Below are 21,305 nucleotides of genomic sequence, written 5' to 3'. Positions count from 1 at the left end.
ATGAACTCCTGACCTTGCCTCCTCTAATCCAACCACTTCATTATTCAGTACAAAACCACTGTGCCGCATACGTGTTTTACCCAATAGACACACTTACTATTCGACCAAACGTTTCACTGCACAATGGCGTCCTATATACCAACTGACTTGCCCTCAGCCCCCGAAGTTCTTGCTGTTTCCGAACAGGAGCTTCATAAATAAAGGGGCACCCAGCAACGCTGTGAGTATGCCGATTGGCAAATCGCCGGACGGCAACAATACACGAGACAGGAGATCGGCCAATACCAAGAAGATGGCGCCCCCTAAAATCACTACAGGCAACAGGCGTTTATGACCGACGCCTACAATGTTGCGGCACATATGAGGAATCACGAGTCCCACAAATCCGATAATACCGCATTGTGATACGAGCACCCCGGTCAAAAGTGCCACACAGGCCATGTACACATAGCGCTTACGCACTGCGTTAATACCTAAGGTGATGGCCATTTCTTCGCCCAGAAGTAAGGCATCGAGCACTCGAACTTGAGATAAAAAATAGAGGCCCATACCGGCAACTACTAAAATTGGCCACAATAACATTGACCACTTAGCATCGGCTAATGACCCCATCGTCCAAAATGCCGCGCTCTGCATTCCTTCTGCATCACCGGCCATATAAATGATAAAATTCGACAGTGCTGTGCACAACGCGCCTACAACGGCACCGGCCAACACTAACTTAACGGTGGAAATCTTCGTTCCCAAACCGGCTAACACTAGTACTGCTAATGTAGCTATAACCGCTCCGCCGAAGGCCCACACGGGCACGCCGAGCTGAACTGCACCTAGCAGATGTCCCAATAAAATTGCCACTACGGCTCCAACGGATGCTCCGGACGCGATACCTAAAATGAAAGGTTCCGCCAACGGATTTTGCACCGTTGCTTGCATAACTGTGCCCGATAATGCCAACCCTGCTCCCACCAGGGCCGCCAATAACACGCGGGGCACGCGAATATCCCAAACTATGTCTACCAATGCGGGCGCTACCGAAGCCGGATTGCTGCCGGCCACTTTTGCCAGGATAATGTCCACTACCTCGCCGGCAGGGATCACCACACTGCCTAAGGCCACCGCCACGATAATTGCGCAAAATAAAAAGGCAGTCAGAACCACTACGGCCCAACTACCTATTATGTCTGTACGATGCGGTGTAACGGTCGGTAATGTACTTAGGCCACTCCCATTGGTTTTAGACGTCAAATCGACGTTATTCATAAAAAAATCCTCATTTCGCTTATACACAATACACTGAATAAACTGTAAACGAGGCCAACTTATGGCTTACTGTATATTATTTTCCTACGCTACTTAGCATCTAATTTATTAAATATTATCAAAGATATTGTATAGTAAATGATAACTTATGTCAATTGCCCGTATGGATTATTTTTGTACCTTTTGGAGTATTTCATCAATTATTTTTCAATGTTTTCTAAAAAAAGAGCGCTATAAACTTTTAACACAGTTTATAGCGCTTTAACATTGCCATATGTCTATTTTATTAATTTAATGGCCCCAACAGGGCAAATTTCGTAACAATCTCCGCAGCCGATGCAGCTGTCCAGAATCCTAAAACTTCGGAGCGCGTGAATCTCTTGAGAATTCATTTGAGAGTCCGCCTCATCTTTAGGTCCTGCGATACTGTTGTATTCACATTCCTGCGCACAGGCGGCGCAACATATGCATTGGCGCGGTTCTATATAAAATTTCATCGTAACATCCCAACGTAATTTCTCATCATAAATGCGCAATGCAACAGCTCTTCATACAAGTTCAGCATATCATTTGTATGCCAAACTTTCATCGTACTTGAAGGACTTGTTCAATGGCCTTTGCCACACCGTCCTCTTCATTCGTTTCAGCCACATATCGTGCAGCCGCTTTTGCAGTCTCTTCCCCATTGCCCATAGCAAAGGATACCGGGGTGTATCTCAGCATAGTCAAATCATTATTGCTGTCGCCGATGCACATAACTTCATCCGGCTCAAGACCCATGGACTCAGCCAATGCTGCCACCGCACGGCCCTTACTGATGTCCGGTTTAACGAATTCCAAATTACCTTCACTGGACTCGATAATCGTAAAATTCGTGCGACCTTTCATGTAATCCAAAATTTCCTGTTTCTTGCTGTCGTCGCCGTAGAATAACTGGACTTTTTCCAAGGCCAAACCTTCTGTGGCAATGTAATCACGCAAGCTGTCTACCATGACACGGCTGGCCTTAATCAAAGGCAATAAATGTGGGGAGATTTTCGAAGCAAACTCTTTCATTTCTTCCCCATCACCGTAAATCTTCGCGCCGCTGTACGCTTCAATATATACATTGAACGGTAAGAGCATGTCGATTAGCGCCAAACCTTCTTCCGTACTAAACGATTCGTGGAATACAACCTCCGCATCATCGTCGGATGTGCGCTTCATCACCACTGCACCATTACTGCAGATGTAGTGCTTAATTTCAGGGATTTTGCGTTTCACTTCCGCCATTTCACCCCATGCACGACCGCTGGCCACTGCCACCGTCACGCCCAGATCCATGGCTTTGTGAACCGCTGCCACCGTCGCCGGCGTTACGTATTTATCCTTATTTACCAATGTGCCGTCCACATCAGAAACAATCAACTTAACCGGTTTCTTTAAAAATGCTTTGTCAAATGTTTTACTATCCGTTGTCATTCAAAACCTCCGTTAACTGTACGCTGATTTATTTACCAAATTAAATTGTAAATTGACTCCATCATACTATCAGGTGGAATAGGCTCCCAGGCTGTCGGTTGATTGTGAGTAACAACTACATTACCCGATTTATCATATGCAATAGCGTTAAGATATTGCACCATTCTTGAGTTATGATTTATACGAGTCCTATAAAGCACTGATTCACCATTTTCACCAACGACTCTAATCCACAGCACTGCTTCCTCTTTATTCTTCTTCACACTGTCATTATCTATAAAAAACGTACCGCCGCTACTACCTTTATTTACATAATACCAATCAGCGGCCGAAGAAATATTACTTACTGCAAAAATCCCCATTAACATAAATGCTGCTAAACAAATACGTACATATCTCATTTTTTAATCCCCTTATGCCAAAACACGAATACCTTCCCTCTATTAAATCCTTCACATTGCAACGACGCCCTTACTTCAAGCTATCATATATGAACTGTTTGCGTACTGTCTATACTTCAAGCTATCCGCTATATGTTCCATCTATATAGCATCTGCAATCAATCTTAGTTTAAATTATACACTATATCAAGAAAATCTCCTATACGGCGCAATGCAAAAGGCTCCGGTACGCCCTACATACCGAAGCCTTTGCTGACCGTTTGTGATTGTTTTGACCCGAGGTATTTCTCAACCCCAATTTACTAACAATGTACTTACAAATTTATGTTTTCTTTACAAAGCGTTTAACGTCTCCAATGCCATAGAATCCCCCCTTTACTTCATTATAAACGCATTGCGAAATTTTCGATATATCAAAATTTAAAATTAAGTTTTTTCTTTAAATGATTTATCTTGCGTCTAGCCTGCGATCAGGGAATTTACCAATTCTTCCAGTTTTTGAATACGTTCATTCTGACTTTCGTTCTGTGCTTTCAACGCATCAATTTCGCTAGTCTGTTGTTCTACATATTCAATGAGGCGACCTTTACTCATGCTTGCATATGGATTGGAATTACCAAACTTCATACTCACACCCATGTTCATCATGTTTTCGCCATTGCCCATGGAGCCGCCCACGCTGAACAGTAAATCTTCGTTCGGACGATAGAATGCGCCTACGGCCATTGCGTTAGAACCGTGATAAGTGCCTACGCCGGCTGTGAAATTCCACTTGTTGTCCGGATCGTAATCGAGCGGATGTAAAGCGGCCAATGCGGCTGCTCCGGCACCGGATTTATTAATCTTCGAATCCAGTTTCGAAATCTGACGAGCGTTATTTTGAACACCTAAGGCAACGCCGCCGATAGCACTGGTCAACTCTTCACGAACCGTGTAAACCTGACCGGTTGTCGCTGCGCTTGTGCCGTCAGCTGTAAGTTCAACAGCCTTCACGTTCTTAATTTCCTTATCATTAGCATTAATGCCGTCTTTGGAAATGTACGTCATGTTATCAACGGAAATACTGTTGCCAACCTTCAAGTCATCACTTAAGGACAAGTTGTATTCGTTTTTACCTTCCACTTTAACGGCGTTGATATTATCGTCACCGTTGATTTTTGTAGGGCTTGCAGATTGTGAGATAGTCTCGGCAAAATCTTTCAATTGACCTTCCGTAGCTGCACGATCTTCCACAACCTTATCAGCATCCCAAGTTGTGTTAGTTAAACCGGTAATCGTACGGCTTGCCGTTTCACCTTCAGCTGGAGCCTTACCATCGATAGTAATACCGCCGACCTTGATCTTTTCCTCAAGACTGACTTTGACACCCTTAGTCGCATCATTAGCATCGACCTTTTCAACCTTAACACCGGTTTCCGTATCGCCAACTACATTAGCTACGCCAACTTTACCTTCTGTTATATCAGTAATTTGATTATTGATATTGGTGATGCTGGTGTTAATATTGGTAATGTCATTGTTAATCTTAGTAATATCGCCTTCAACCTTAGTTACACGGTTGTCCAAATCGGTGATATTCTTCGTATTATTGGTAACTTGCTCTACGAATTTAGAGTCTAGACCTACCTTGATGTTATTATCTTCTTGAGTAATCTGAACCTTTTCGCCATTAACAAAATTAATCACAGAGTCTTTTTTAATGGCCCGTTCGCCTGTACCATTTACAGTAAGTTTCCATGCTCCAGCATCACTGAGTAAGGTATCAGTAATCCCCAATTTAGTTTTCCAGCTATTTACATTATCATCTGACAAGTTAGTTGCATCCACTCTTGCGGAAGAATCGGCCACAGCCTTCAGTTGTTTTTCAGAAGCTGCACGGTTTTCAACAATACCGTTAGCTTCCGGATTCCAATCAGTATTAGCTAACCCCGTAATAAATAAACCGTCTTCGGTTGTATTTTCCTTAGTTGTCGGTACAGCTTTCTGATTAGCAATGTAAATGCCACCAGTAAGACTGCCATCATCAGCAGTAGTTCCACCAATGCGTACACTACCATCAGCCAAGTTAAGGTTCTTAGCTAATTTTACAGTTAAGCCGCCTTTGTCTTGAGCAACGACACCAATGTTATCATCCGATAGTAAGCTTGCATCGCTGATACCACCTGTTACTGTTAAGGTTTCGTTCAATTTCTTAGCGATGGTTACGTCCTTAGTATCGCCGGCAAACTTCAAGCCATCTTCTAGAGTAGCTACCGTATGTTCTTTATCGTTTTCATCAACATAAACGATACGAGTCATACCGTCTTTACCGTTAGTGCCATCGACCCCATCAGCACCGTTCTTCACGGAGATTTCGCCGTAAGCATTTTTACCCGGTTGTCCGTCTTGACCGGCAGGACCTTGCGGACCAACTAAACCGATGCTACCAGGCTTGCCGTCTTTGCCGTCCTTACCTGGTGTACCGATGACAATTTCATTACTCAACTTCAAGTCATAAACCTTCTGACCGTTTACATCTTTCACTGCCATAGTGAGATTATTATCGCCAATGTATTCACCTAAGGCTCCATCAGCTCCAGCTGTTGCAGATTTGCCGTCGAGAGTAAGTTCGGTGTGAGCGCCACCAACAGAGGTTACTACGTTAGAGATTGCTGCGTTTAGCTGATCTTCAGTAGCAGCTCGACCACTTACAATACCATTGGCATCAGGGTCCCATTTAGTATTAGTGAGACCGGTAATCGTATCGGTAGATGCAATTGTATAATTTGTAGAACCATCAGTTTCCTTCTCAGGCGTAATTTTAACATTATCTCCAGCAGTCAAAGTTACCTTATTGGCTTTCAACTGTGATACGTTAACCGCATCTTTATCATCCACACCGTCAGCTACGTTAATAATGCGCTGATTACCGCTGTCTAAACCGGCTGCACTTAAGGTTACCTGACTCGTATTAGCATCTGCCGCCTGTCTAAAGGTAGGATTGTTTTCATCCTGCGGTGGCGTAAAGGTTAACTGACCTTCTTCCAAATCGATGAATTTAGACAATTGAATATCATGGATTAGTTGTCCATTTTCTTCTTTTACACCCATAGTGAGATTAAGATTTTTAATGTATTCACCATGTTTGCCATCTTCACCTGGCTCAGCTGATTTACCATAAATAGTAACCCTATTATGATGATCTGTCTTTTCAGCTATTTTGCGAAGTTGAGCCATGTTAACAGCATCAGTATCAAGCTTACCAGGTGCCACGTTAACGATACGTTGGTTGCCATTGTCTAGACCGGTTGAACTTAACTTCACGGATCCCATTGTAGGATTTGCTACAGCCGTTAAGGTTGCACCGTCTTTAGTGTAAGTCTGAGTAGCTGCATCATAGACAGCATCGGTTAAATCAGTGTACCAGTTACCGTCTTCACCTTTAACGAGCCAATTGCCGTCTGCGTCTTTAGCCGAGTCAGCAGTAATAGTGACACTACCGTCAGATAAGTTAACATTCTTAGCTAATTTAACAGTTAAGCCGCCATCGGCTTTTGCTACGACACCGATGTTATTATCTGTTAACAAGCTTGCATCACTGATACCGCCTTTAACTTCTAAAGTTTCGTTGAGCTTCTTAGCGATCGTTACATCTTTTGTATCACCGGCGAACTTCAATCCGTCTTCCAGAGTGGCTACCGTATGCTCTTTATCGTTTTCATCGACATAAACGATACGAGTCATGCCGTCTTTGCCGTTAGTGCCATCGACACCATCAGCACCGTTCTTCACGGAAATTTCGCCGTAAGCATTTTTACCCGGTTGCCCGTCTTCACCGGCAGGACCTTGTGGACCAACTAAACCGATGCTACCAGGAGTACCGTCTTTACCATCTTTGCCAGGTGTACCAATAACCACTTCATTACTTAATTTCAGATCGTAAATCTTCTGACCGTTAACATCTTTCACGGCCATGGTGAGATTGTTATCACCAATGTAATCGCCTAACTTGCCATCAGCTCCGGCTGTTGCGGATTTACCGTCGAGAGTAAGTTCGGTATGAGCACCGCCAACTGAGGTCACAACGTTGGAAATTGCTGTGTTCAACTGATCTTCCGTAGCAGCTCGACCACTTACAATACCATTAGCATCTGGATCCCACTTGGTATTGCCTAAACCAGTAATAAACAAGCCATCTTCAGTCTTACCGTCCTTAGTCGTTGGCACGTCTTTCTGATTAGCGATATAGATGCCGCCAGTAACAGTTCCGTCTTCAGCTGTAGTTCCACCAATGCGTACACTACCGTCATTCAATTTGAGGTTCTTAGCTAATTTAACAGTTAATCCACCATCTGCTTTGGCTACGACACCGATGTTATTATCCGTTAGTAAGCTTGCATCACTGATTCCACCCTTAACTTCTAGAGTTTCGTTCAGTTTCTTAGGAATCGTTACGTCTGCTGTATCACCGGCGAACTTCAATCCGTCTTCTAGAGTAGCTACAGTATGCTCTTTATCGTTTTCATCAACATAAATGATTCGAGTCATACCGTCTTTACCGTTCGTGCCATCGACACCGTCAACGCCGTTCTTCACGGAAATTTCGCCGTAAGTATTTTTACCCGGTTGTCCGTCTTCACCGGCAGGGCCTTGCGGACCGACTAAGCCAATGCTACCAGGAGTACCGTCTTTGCCGTCCTTACCCGGTGTACCGATGACCACTTCGTTACTCAACTTCAAGTCGTAAACTTTCTGACCGTTTACATCTTTCACAGCCATGGTGAGGTTGTTTTCACCAATGTAATCGCCTAATTCACCATCAGAGCCAGCTGTTGCGGATTTGCCGTCGAGAGTAAGTTCAGTGTGAGCACCGCCAACAGAAGTTACTACGTTAGAGATCGCTGCGTTCAGCTGATCTTCAGTAGCAGCGCGACCGCTAACGATGCCATTAGCATCAGGATTCCACTTCGTATTGCTTAAGCCGGTAATAAACAAGCCATCCTCTGTCTTGCCGTCCTTAGTCGTTGGAACCGCTTTCTGATTAGCGATGTAAATACCACCAGTTGTTACACCATTTTCATCAATTGTGCCACCAATTCGAACACTACCGTCATTCAAGTTGAGGTTCTTAGCTAATTTAACGGTTAAACCACCTTTATCTTGAGCAACGACACCAATATTATTGTCTGTGAGTAAGCTTGTATCAGTAATGCCACCTTTAATTTCTAAAGTTTCATTCAACTTTTTAGCAATAGTTACATTTTCTGTATCACCAGCAAACTTTAAGCCGTCTTCCAGAGTAGCGACCGTATGTTCCTTATCGTTCTCATCAACATATACGATACGAGTCATACCGTCTTTTCCGTTAGTACCATCCACACCGTCAGCACCGTTCTTTACGGAAATTTCGCCGTAAGCATTCTTACCCGGTTGCCCGTCTTCACCGGCAGGGCCTTGCGGACCTACTAAACCGATACTACCAGGTGTACCGTCTTTACCATCTTTGCCTGGTGTACCGATAACAACTTCATTGCTAAGTTTGAGGTCATAAACTTTCTGACCGTTTACGTCTTTCACCGCCATAGTGAGGTTGTTTTCACCGATGTACTTGCCAAGCTCACCATCAGCACCAGCTGTTGCGGATTTGCCGTCAAGAGTTAGTTCTGTATGAGCGCCACCGACAGATGTTACTACGTTAGAAATCGCTGTGTTCAGCTGATCTTCAGTAGCAGCTCGACCGCTAACGATGCCATTAGTATCAGGATTCCACTTCGTGTTGCTTAAGCCGGTAATAAATAAGCCGTCTTCGGTTTTACCATCCTTGGTAGTTGGAACCGCTTTTTGACTAGCAATGTAAATACCGCCAGTAGTGACACCGCTTTCATCAGTAGTTCCACCAATACGTACACTACCATCATTCAAGTTGAGGTTCTTAGCCAACTTAACGGTTAAGCCGCCGTCAGCTTTCGCTACAACACCAACATTGTTGTCCGTAAGCAGACTTGCATCGCTAATTCCGCCCTTAACTTCAAGTGTTTCATTGAGCTTCTTAGGAATGGTTACATTTTCTGTATCACCGGCAAATTTCAAGCCATCTTCCAGAGTAGCTACTGTATGCTCTTTATCGTTTTCATCAACATAAACGATTCGAGTCATACCGTCCTTGCCGTTAGTACCATCCACACCATCAGCACCGTTCTTCACGGAGATTTCGCCATACGCATTTTTACCTGGTTGTCCATCTTCACCGGCAGGACCTTGCGGACCAACTAAACCGATGCTACCAGGTGTGCCGTCTTTGCCATCCTTGCCTGGTTGACCGATGACAACTTCATTCTTCAACTTGAGATCGTAAACCTTCTGACCGTTAACGTCTTTAACAGCCATGGTGAGATTGTTGTCACCGATGTAATCGCCAAATTTACCATCAGCACCGGATGTGGCGGATTTGCCATCAAGCATGAGTTCAGTATGAGCTCCGCCAACAGCTTCAGATACTTTAGAGATAGCCGCATTCAACTGATCTTCAGTTGCAGCTCGACCGCTTACGATACCATTAGCATCAGGATTCCACTTCGTATTGGTGAGGCCGGTAATGAATAAACCATCTTCGGTCTTACCGTCCTTAGTCGTTGGTACATCTTTCTGATTAGCGATGTAGATACCGCCTTTGGTTGTGCCATTTTCATCAGTCGTGCCACCAATTCGCACACTACCGTCAGCCAAGTTAAGGTTCTTAGCTAATTTAACGGTTAAGCCGCCATCAGCTTTAGCTACCACACCAATGTTGTTATCTGTCAACAAGCTTGCATCGCTAATGCCACCTTTAACTTCTAAGGTTTCATTCAGTTTCTTAGCGATGGTTACATTTTCTGTATCACCGGAAAACTTCAAGCCGTCATCCAGAGTAGCTACAGTGTGTTCTTCACCGTTTTCATCTTCATAAACGATACGGGTAATACCGTCTTTACCATGTTTGCCATCGACACCGTCAACACCGTTCTTCACGGAGATTTCAGCGTAGGCATTCTTACCAGGTTGTCCGTCTTCACCGGCAGGACCTTGCGGACCTACTAACCCAATGCTACCAGGTGTACCGTCTTTACCATCCTTGCCAGGTTGACCGATAACAACTTCATTCTTCAACTTGAGATCGTAAACCTTCTGACCGTTTACATCTTTCACGGCCATAGTAAGGTTATTTTCACCAATGTAATCGCCTAAGGCGCCATCAGCACCGGCTGTTGCGGATTTACCGTCTAGAGTGAGTTCGGTGTGAGCACCGCCAACATCTGAAGACACTTTAGAGATAGCTGCATCGAGTTGGTCAACATTGACTGCATCAGTGCCATCAATCCCAGTTGCCACGTTAACAATACGTTGATTGCCATTGTCTAAACCCGTGGAGCTCAACTTAACTGCACCAATTACAGGATTAGGTGCAGCTTGTAATATTTCGCCATCCTTAGTGTAAGTCTGCGAATCTGCATCATAAACAGCATCTGTTAAATCGGTGTACCAATTGCCGTCTTCGCCTTTTACAAGAGCATTACCCTCTTTATCTTTTGCAGTTTCGGCAAAGGCTACACTGCCATCAGACAAGTTGAGGTTCTTAGCCAACTTAACAGTTAAACCACCGTCAGCTTTAGCTACCACACCATTGTTATTATCTGTCAACAAGCTTTCATCGCTTATACCACCTGTTACTGTTAAGGTTTCGTTCAATTTCTTAGCGATAGTTACATTTTCTGTATCACCGGCAAACTTCAAGCCGTCTTCCAGCGTGGCTACCGTATGCTCTTTATCGTTTTCATCAACATAAACGATTCGAGTCATGCCGTCTTTGCCGTTAGTACCATCTACACCGTCAACACCATTCTTCACGGAAATTTCGCCGTAAGCGTTTTTGCCCGGTTGTCCGTCTTCACCGGCAGGACCTTGTGGACCAACTAAACCGATGCTACCAGGGGTACCGTCTTTGCCGTCCTTGCCTGGTTGACCGATAACAACTTCATTACTCAATTTGAGATCATAAACTTTCTGCCCGTTAACATCTTTCACAGCCATAGTAAGGTTGTTTTCACCGATGTAATCGCCTAAAGCACCATCAGCCCCAGCTGTTGCAGATTTACCGTCGAGGGTAAGTTCGGTATGTGCTTTGGCAATGGTTTCTACCGTTTTAAGTTGAGCCAAGTTAACCGCATCAGTATCTTCAGAGCCTGCCGCAACATTAATAATCTGACGAGTAGCACCTGAACCACCTACTGAAACAGCACCATAACTAGGTTTATATGCTGCAATAATCCCGGTCCGTTTTTCAAAGCTTTCAGTCATAGCGTTTGCAGCATCTACATAAGCTTGTATTGCATTTGGATCTCTCGGGTTCTGCTGATACGCCGCTAATTTTTCCTGGACAATCTGAACTTTTTCAACATAATTTTGATTTGCCTGTTCAAATTCAGCAGTTTTACCTAGATAGGCTGCTACTGATGCGTCATCCGTAAAGGTTACACCATCAGGTGAATAGCCATATACTTCAGCACTACGATTGGCCACTGCACCTAAGCCCAAGGCAACCCCCGATTTTTCTGTTACAGATGTTCCATAGCCTAAGGCTGTACCTCCTTGATTAGTAACCGAACTATTAATACCTATGGCCATACCATAATTTGCATTATTAACATTTGCCATAGAACCAATAGCAATACCGGAATCAGAGTTTATTACTTTCGAGAATGTGCCCAAAGAAGTTCCATAATTCGAACCACTAACAATAGCCGATTGCCCTACAGCAGTCCCCTGGAGTGAATTAGTAACGTTAGCCCTTGTACCGAGTGCGGTTCCAAATAACGAATTATCTACTAGAGTACCGTAACCAATTGCAGTTCCTTGTTCCGAATCGGCTACTTTAGAAGTGGCACCATACGCACTGCCAAAATTAGAATTACTAATTTCAGATTGATAGCCGGTAGCAACAGCACTCGCAGCTGTTACTTTTGTTTTAGGGCCAATAGCAATCGAGTTATCTCCCGTAGCCCCATCATTAAGTTTATTCTCTGTTTCAGAAGATTTAATCGATACGTATTCAATCTTATTAGAATCTACTTTTGTAGTAAGATCATTCAACTGTGACATATTCACAGCATCTGTAGCTTGAACCCCAGCTGCCACGTTAGTAATCCGTTGATTACCATTATCCAAACCATTAGAAGTTAATTTCACAGTGCCCACCACAGGATTTGCTACTGCCGTTATAACCTCTCCATTTTTAGTGTAACTTTGAGCATCCGCATCATAAACCGCATCGGTTAAATCAGTGTACCAGTTACCGTCTTCACCTTTAACGAGTGCGTTACCGTCTGCATCTTTCGCCGTTTCAACAAAGGCTACGCTGCCGTCGGACAGGTTAATGTTCTTGGCCAATTTCACGGTCAAGCCGCCTTTATCTTGAGCAACAACACCGATATTGTTGTCTGTTAACAAGCTTGTCTCACTGATGCCACCTGTTACTGTTAAGGTTTCGTTCAATTTCTTAGCGATCGTTACATCTTTTGTATCACCGGCAAATTTCAAGCCATCTTCCAAAGTAGCTACCGTATGCTCTTTATCGTTTTCATCAACATAAACGATTCGAGTCATACCGTCTTTACCGTTAGCGCCATCGACACCGTCAACACCGTTCTTCACGGAGATTTCAGCGTAGGCATTCTTACCAGGTTGTCCGTCTTCACCGGCAGGGCCTTGCGGACCAACTAAACCGATGCTACCAGGAGTACCGTCTTTACCATCCTTGCCAGGTTGGCCGATAACAACTTCATTCTTCAATTTGAGGTCGTATACCTTCTGACCGTTAACGTCTTTAACAGCCATGGTGAGATTGTTTTCACCAATGTATTCGCCTAAGGCACCATCAGCACCGGCTGTTGCGGATTTACCATCAAGAGTGAGTTCGGTATGAGCACCGCCAACGTCTGAGGATACTTTAGAAATAGCTGCGTCGAGTTGGTCAACATTGACTGCGTCAGTGCCATCAATCCCCGTTGCCACGTTAACGATACGTTGATTGCCATTGTCTAAACCCATGGAGCTCAACTTAACTGCACCAATTACAGGATTAGGTGCAGCTTGTAATGTTTCGCCATCCTTAGTGTAAGTCTGCGAATCTGCATCATAAACAGCATCGGTTAAATCTGCATACCAGTTACCATCTTCACCTTTTACAAGAGTGTTGCCCTCTTTATCTTTCGCCGTTTCAGCAAAGGCTACACTACCGTCAGACAGATTGAGATTCTTAGCCAATTTAACGGTTAAGCCACCTTTATCTTCAGCAACAACACCAATGTTGTTGTCTGTAAGTAAACTTGCATCGCTGATACCACCTGTTATGGTTAAGGTTTCGTTCAATTTCTTAGCGATAGTTACATTTTCTGTATCGCCGGCAAACTTCAAACCGTCATCCATCGTAGCAACAACGCGTTCTTCACCGTTTTCATCTTCATAAACGATACGAGTGATACCGTCTTTACCATGCTTGCCATCAACACCGTCAACGCCGTTCTTCACGGAGATTTCGGCATACGCATTTTTACCAGGTTGTCCATCTTCACCGGCAGGACCTTGTGGACCTACTAAACCAATGCTACCAGGCGTACCGTCTTTGCCATCTTTACCAGGTTGGCCGATAACAACTTGATTACTCAACTTGAGATCATAAACCTTCTGACCGTTAACGTCTTTCACAGCCATGGTAAGATTGTTTTCACCAATGTAATTGCCGAATTCACTATTTTCACCGGCTGTTGCAGATTTACCATCAAGAGTGAGTTCGGTATGAGCTTTGGCAATTGTTTCCACGGTTTTAAGCTGAGCCAAGTTAACGGCATCAGTATTCTCTGTGCCTGCTGCTACATTTATAATCTGACGAGTTGCGCCTGAACCACCTACTGAAACAGCACCATAACTAGGTTTATATGCTGCAATAATACTAGTCCGTTTATTGAAACTTGCAGTCATGTTATTTGATGCCTCTTGAAAAGCTCTTAGTGCCTCCTGATTTGTAGGATTTTGCTGATAAGCCGCTAATTTTTCCTGATAAACTTTAACGTTTTCAACATAATCTTGATTTGCCGATTCAAATTCAGCCATTTTCCCTAAATAGGCCGCGATAGAGGCGTCATCGGTAAAAGTAGTACCATCAGGCGAATAACCATACACTTCAGCATTTCGATTAGCTACTGCACCAAGACCTAAGGCAACCCCTGACAGTTCAGAAACAACAGCACCATAGCCCAAGGCTACTCCACCTTGATTGGTAACGGAACTGTTAATGCCTATAGCCATACCATAATTTGCGTTATTAACATTAGTCTTAGAGCCTATTGCCATGCCCGAATGAGAATTTGTGACTTTAGCACTTGGCCCTATTGCTATGCCATATGCAGAATTCGATATATTAGAAAACGAACCTAATACGGTTCCTGATTCACTATTCTCAACTTTAGCACTAACCCCCATAGCAGTGCCACTACGAGAACTTGTAACTTTAGCAAATGAACCTATAGAGGTACCATTTTCGGATGATTTAACTTCAGCACTAGAGCCTATAGAAGTACCTAATTTAGAACCTGTTACCTTTGATGTTGCTCCATAAGCACTGCCCCATTCAGAAGTACTTACTTCTGAGCGATAACCGGTAGCCGTTGCTGCCTTCGATTGATTATCAACAGCAGCTTCGTCACCTACTGCTATCCCCCACTCGCTATCCACTTTTCTATAATCTGATGCTGGATTATTTTCATCAATTCGTTTACCACTACCGATAGCCACAGTACCGGTAGCCGTTGCTTTCGCATTTGAACCAATCGCTATAGAATAATCCCCTGAAGCATCTGCACTCGTACCACCGGCAAAAGCATTTGCACCGGCATGTGTAAACCAACCAACCGCTGTACTTTGATGTCCATCGGCAATACTATGTTGTCCCACCGCCAAGCTGGCACCGCCAGAAGCTTTAGCATCCGCATCAGTTGGGTTGCCACCAAGATCCATATCTATAAATTTAAGTCCGATATCGACAAACTTGCCATCTTGATTAAGTTTTATGCCACGTTCAGCACGAAGTACGACTTCACCGCCTGGTGTAATAGTTGTTGCTTCACCGTTTGCTTCAGATTCATTAGTTACAGCACCCGGTAGTCTGGAAACGCCTAAAGTCCAACCTTTATTGACGTTTTCGCTAACCTTTTTAAGTTGTGCCACGTTAACTGCATCAGTATCTTCCGAACCTGCCGCCACATTAATAATCTGACGCGTATTGGCCGCAGTACCTACAGAAACAGCACCTGAACCGGAGCGATATGCAGAAATAATCTTATCTCGTGCATCAAAGCTTGCTTGCGTTGCTGCACCTGCTTCATTAAGCTCAGCTTTCAACTGTGCATTATTAGGATCATTCGCTAAAGCGGCTTTTTTCTCGTTAAATACAGCTAATTTAGCATTGAAATCCTCATTTGCCGCTTGATATTCTTCTATTTTACCTAAATAAGCAGCAACTTCAGCACCAGTGGAAAGGGTAACTCCATCAACAGTATAACCGTAGACTCCACCTGCTCTGTCAGCTACAGAATAGGCCCCTAAAGCCACTGAACTCCCTGCCGTTGTTTGGGCTTTATAACCAACCGCGGTGGCATCTGTACCACCTGTAGCACGAGCATAAGAACCTATTGCAGTTGAATTTTTCGACGAAACATTACTATAATGGCCTAAAGCCGTGCCTAGCTGGGCACTGGCAACCGCTTTTTGTCCCATAGCCATGCTCCAATTAGCGGTAGCTTCTGCTCCACCGCCAATACCAACACTACCAAACCCTAAACCTTTGGCAGTAGGACCAATGGCAACACCGTATACGCTATCTGTTTTAGCTTCAGTACCGATGGCGACAGTGCTATTGCCTGTAGCATTTGACCTGTCACCAATTGAAACTGCATTACGGCCATTTGCTTTAGCATCTATCCCCATAGCACTGGATGAAAATTCGGCCAGCGCCCCACTACCTATGGCCACACTGCCTTGACCTTTTACCTTAGCACCGCTACCGATAGCAACGGCTAATCCACTACCATTGCTTTCAGGGTCGGGATCCATAAATGCATCGGCACCATTCCCTATAGCCACACTATAGGCCCTTGCTTTTGCCCCATCACCTATAGCTACATCAGCTTGTATAGTATCGCCGGCGATAGCACCATAACCAATAGCTACACTATGCCTTGAGCTTGAATATGCTTCTTCACCGACAGCGACACCGCCTTTAGAATCTATATTACGACCGATAGCTACGCCAGCTTCAACGCTTGTCTTAACATTAGGTCCTATAGCAATCGTGTCTTTTGCTACTGCCCCATCATTTAGCTTATTACCTTCTTCAGAAGAGTTAATCGATACATATTCAATCTTATTGGCATCAACTTTAGTATTGAGAGCCTTTAATTGAGCCAAGTTAACAGCATCAGTATCTTCACTACCGGCCGCCACATTGGTAATCTGACGAGTATCAAGGTCACTACCTACTGAAATAGCACCTAAGGTTGAACGATAGGCTGCTATAATCGCATTTCTTGCCTCAAAGCTGGCTTGTGTAGCTGCTTCAGCTTCGGCAAATTCGTTCTTAAGCTGTTCATTATTTGGATCTGCTTCTAAAGCTGCTTTTTTATTATTATAAACAGCTAATTTAGCATTGAAATCTTCTGTTGCAGTTTGATAAGCTTCTGCCTTACCTAAATAAGCTGCAATCTCTGCATCGGACTTAAAAGTCAAACCATCAACATTATAGCCTTCGACTTTACTACCTCTATCTGCTATGGAATAAGAGCCTAAAGCCACACCGGTATTTACATTAGCTGCTGAATCATAGCCTAATGCCATAGAGGCACCATCGGATGCGATTGAATAGCTACCTAAAGCAACTGAACTTCCGGCCCTCGTTCTAGCATAATAGCCAACAGCTGTTGCGTATTTACCGTCTTCAGCACTAGCCCAAGAACCAACTGCCGTTGATTTTTCCGAGGTCACGTTACTATAAGGACCAACAGACGTACTCAAATCAGCACTGGCAATAGCTTTACGGCCTACAGCCATACTCCAATTACCGGTAGCCTCTGTTTCACCACCGATACCGATACTGCTTGATCCTAAGCCTTTAGTATACGTACCTATGGCAATACCGAATGTACCGTTAGCTTCAGCCCTATTACCAAGTACAACTGAACCTGATCCGGAGGCTTTTGTCGTGTCACCAATAGCTATTGCACCACGGCTCGTTGCTTTAGCACTAGCACCTAAAGCATTTGCTTCGAACGTAGCTTCAGAGGCAAAGCCAACGGCCACACCACTTGGCCCTGTTACTGTAGCACTACTACCAACTGCTACGCCCAAACCTGAACCATTACCAAATTCAGGATTCGGATCCATATACGAAGAAGCGCCATTACCGATTGCAACGCTATATCCAGCAGCTTTACTACCGCTACCAATTGCTACATCTGATTGTAAATCATTACCTGCAATCGCACCTAAGCCAATAGCTACGCTATTTCTTGCACTCGATGAAGCATTTTCACCAATGGCTACACCACCATTTGCTTCGACATTCCGACCAATAGCAACAGCACCTTCTTTAGTTGCATTTGCTTTTGGACCTATAGCTACAGAATCCAATCCAGTTGCGCCGTCATTGGCTTTATTTTCATCTTCAGAAGAGTTAATCGACACATATTCAATCTTATTGGCATCAACTTTAGTGTTGAGAGCCTTTAATTGAGCCACGTTAACGGCATCAGTATCTTCACTACCGGCTGCAACGCCTGTAATTTGACGCGTATTTATAGCGTTCCCTACAGAAACAGCGCCTAGTCCTGATTTATAAGCATTTACAATAGCATTACGTTTTTCAAAACTAACCTGGGCTGCATTAGAAGCTTGAGCTACTTCATTTCTCAACTGTTCATTATTAGGGTCTTTTTGCCATGCTTCGTATTTCTCATTAAAGCGAGCCACATTGCTGTTAAACTCATCATTTGCAGCTTGATATTCTATTGTTTTACCTATATATTTAGCCAGTGCTTCGTCTGAGTCATAGGTAATCCCATCAACGGTATAACCATATACGCCACTTTCTCTATCGGCAAGTGACCATGCACCAAGTGCTACGCCGTCTGTAACATTTGAAGTGGCGCGTCGGCCTACTGCAACAGAATTTTCACCATTAGCTCGGCTCACGGCACCTAAGGCCATACCATTTGATGAGGATACAGTGGCACCTGTACCGATAGCCATACCATTATAAAAACCACCGCTATTTTCAACTTTCATATACTGCGTCGGTGTTTTTTGACCAAATTTGTCAGTTTCATATGCAGCCCCTACATAGTCTGCCTTTTCATCATCTGGTAACGCATTATATTCATCAGGTGTAATGACTTTACTTTTTACAACTGCTTCTGTACCAATAGCGATGGATCCGCTACCATATACAGCCGACTTAGAGCCGGTTGCTACTGAAGCGTTAGCAAAAGTAGCCGCTTCACTACCTACTGCTACCGAACTTTCGCTTTTACCTTGAGCTCCAACGCCAACAGCTACGGTTCTAAAATTAGATTCCGAATCATTACCCACTGAAATACCACCGCTACCATTACTTTTAGCGTTATAACCGACAGCAACCCCCAATAACGTAGACTTCGCCGAACCACCGAGAGCTACTGAAACGCCATCCGCGCTCGCAGAAGAACCTAGTGCTACCGACTCTTGGCCGGAAGCAGTTGCCTTATAACCTATTGCCGTTTGCCCATGTGCACGATCATCCGAAATAGTCGCTTTATGACCAATAGCTATACTATTAGACGCATTCGTTGTTGCACCGGCCCCAATAGCCATGGAACTTCTACCTGTAGCGCCCTGATTATCAGCATTTACAGTTTCGTCTACCAATTCAGTATTGTCATCATAATACGTAGGTTTGACAGAAAAATATTTAATCGAGTTATTGTCAACTTTAGTATTTAAAGCCTTTAATTGGGCTACGTTCACAGCATCAGTATCTTCAGATCCCGCAGCAACATTAGTAATCTGTCTTGTAGCACCCACACTGCCTATAGAGACGGCACCGTTTCCCGATTGCCATGTACCAATTATCTGCTTTTTTTCTCTTGTCGCAGAAAGAAAGTCCGGATGTTCATTAACCCAAGAGTCTAATTTCTGTTTTGCTTCAGCTTCTGCATCTGAACCAGAAGGGGTATTCCAATAATCATTATATAATCTATTATATTCATCTTTTAAAGGTTCAATGATAGCTGTAAGCTCATCATATCTTACTTTTTGACCAGTGGATTCCATAGCTTTTTCTACGGTACTATTATCACCACCTAAAGCATAACCTATTTTCCCTTTTTCACGATCTGCTATTGAATGAGCACCTAGGGCAACCCCATTTTCTACAGTTCCCTTTGTATTATAACCAAGGCTTACAGCCCCCTGTACGTTTGCTTTCGCAGAGGTACCTATAGCTGTACTATTTTCTGCTGCAGCCGATATTCCTCCTAAAGCAACCCCATGTTTAAATGCTCTCGCATACGAACCGACAGCTGTATTCAAATAATTCCCAGCTATATTGTTTCCATTCGTCATTTCTTTTAGGAAATAGTGTTCAACTCCACTAGGTTTAAAGTATTTTTGCTGTTCTTCAAGTGAAAGTGCATCATACGCCTTCTTATCTATATAGCCATTAAAAGCTAAACTTCCATAACCAATTGCTACAGAATCATGCCCTGCAGCAACATTGTGACTTCCGACTGCTAAAGAACGTGTTCCTATTCCATTGGTAAAAGCGCCAAGAGCCGTTGAGTTTTTTAATTCAGCAATACTGTAATTACCCATAGCAAGTGAAGACTGACCCATGGCTTTTGTATCAGGCCCGTAAGCCGCGCTATGGCTACCGGAGGCTTGAGCATTCCGACCGATAGCAATAGCAGAATTACTGGTTGCCCCTGCTTGTGGCCCAATAGCCACGGAATGAACTTCAGTAGCACCATCATTGGCTTTATTTTCTTCATAGGTTGAATTAATCGATACGTATTCAATCTTATTGGCATCAACTTTTTTATTTAAAGCTTTCAACTGAGCCACGTTAACAGCATCAGTATCTTCACTACCTGCCGCAACATTTATAATCTGACGAGTCGCAAAATCTGTGCCTACCGATACAGCACCAAAGTATGATTTATAGGCAGCCGTAAGTTTTAATAAAGCTTGTTGGCTGGCAACCCATTTTGATTCAGCTTCTTCGGCCGCAGCTCTTAATGCTTCATTTCCTCTATCAGCTCTCCATGCCGCATATTTTTCGTCATAATCTTTTTTATTCGCTGCAATAATATCTACAGTTGCATTATACTCATCTATTTTTCCAAGATAAGTAAGTAATTCGGCATCACTTGTAAACGCCGCATGATCTACTGTATAGCCGTAGGTATCATAGCTCCTATCTGCCACACTCTTAGACCCGATTGCCACAGATGAACTTTTAGTAGCAACAGCATTATGGCCGATTGCAACTGAATCTGCACCACTAGCACTTGTATAACCGCCTATGGCCATTGAATAATTACCGGTAGCCTGTGTTTGAATCCCCATGGCCATGCTGCGTTTTCCTGATGCAATACTCTCAATGCCCATGCCAATAGATCCACTGCTTTTTGCTTTCGCTCTATCGCCGATAGCAATGGATGATTCATTCAAGGTTTCCGTATTACTTACCGCGGCACTCCCAATCGCGATTCCAGCCTTTCCATAGGCCTCTGCCTCCGGACCTACAGCAAGCGAACCTTCGCCCAATGCTTTTGAGTTAGTCCCATAGGCCGCACTATGCCCAATACCTGTAGCGGTAGCATTCCAACCTACCGCTGTATTCGATGAATTCGCGTTGGCATTAGCATTTGTACCAATGGCTACAGATGTATCCATTTTTGTAGACGAATTTTCCCCTATAGTAACGCCCGGACCTTCTCCTAACTGAAGTTTTGCAATGACCGCATCATACACCGCCTGCTGATCTTCAGTTAAATCTGCCGCTAATCCGGTTCCCCACGGATAAAAAATTGAGCTTGTAAGTAACGATGCTGCCAAAAATGCTTTCGTTTTCCTGTTCATATG

General features: G+C 43.9%; 5 protein-coding genes. All 5 read right to left on the bottom strand.

Features of this window, described 5'->3' with window-relative positions:
* Positions 1-153 precede the first annotated feature (153 nt).
* Complete coding sequence (locus tag KHZ77_RS04195; protein ID WP_295196029.1) at positions 154-1,260, bottom strand: iron ABC transporter permease; 1,107 nt, start codon at positions 1,258-1,260, stop codon at positions 154-156.
* A gap of 278 nt (positions 1,261-1,538) precedes the next feature.
* Positions 1,539-1,757: a 4Fe-4S binding protein gene (locus KHZ77_RS04190; protein WP_295196027.1), complete on the bottom strand. Its 219-nt coding sequence runs from the start codon at positions 1,755-1,757 to the stop codon at positions 1,539-1,541.
* Between the two features lie 88 nt (positions 1,758-1,845).
* Positions 1,846-2,721 (bottom strand): Cof-type HAD-IIB family hydrolase, encoded by an 876-nt coding sequence (locus KHZ77_RS04185; RefSeq protein ID WP_295196026.1) that lies wholly within the window; start codon positions 2,719-2,721, stop codon positions 1,846-1,848.
* Between the two features lie 32 nt (positions 2,722-2,753).
* Positions 2,754-3,122 carry a surface-adhesin E family protein gene (locus KHZ77_RS04180; protein ID WP_295196024.1) on the bottom strand — a complete coding sequence of 123 codons (369 nt, stop codon included), beginning with the start codon at positions 3,120-3,122 and terminating at the stop codon, positions 2,754-2,756.
* Between the two features lie 459 nt (positions 3,123-3,581).
* Positions 3,582-21,302: a YadA-like family protein gene (locus KHZ77_RS04175; protein WP_295196022.1), complete on the bottom strand. Its 17,721-nt coding sequence runs from the start codon at positions 21,300-21,302 to the stop codon at positions 3,582-3,584.
* Between the last annotated feature and the right edge of the window lie 3 nt (positions 21,303-21,305).

Source organism: Veillonella sp. (assembly GCF_018364065.1).
In the GTDB taxonomy this organism is placed as follows: domain Bacteria; phylum Bacillota; class Negativicutes; order Veillonellales; family Veillonellaceae; genus Veillonella_A.
The sequence above is the reverse complement of the archived record's forward strand: the minus strand, read 5'-3'. Positions and strand labels throughout refer to the sequence as shown.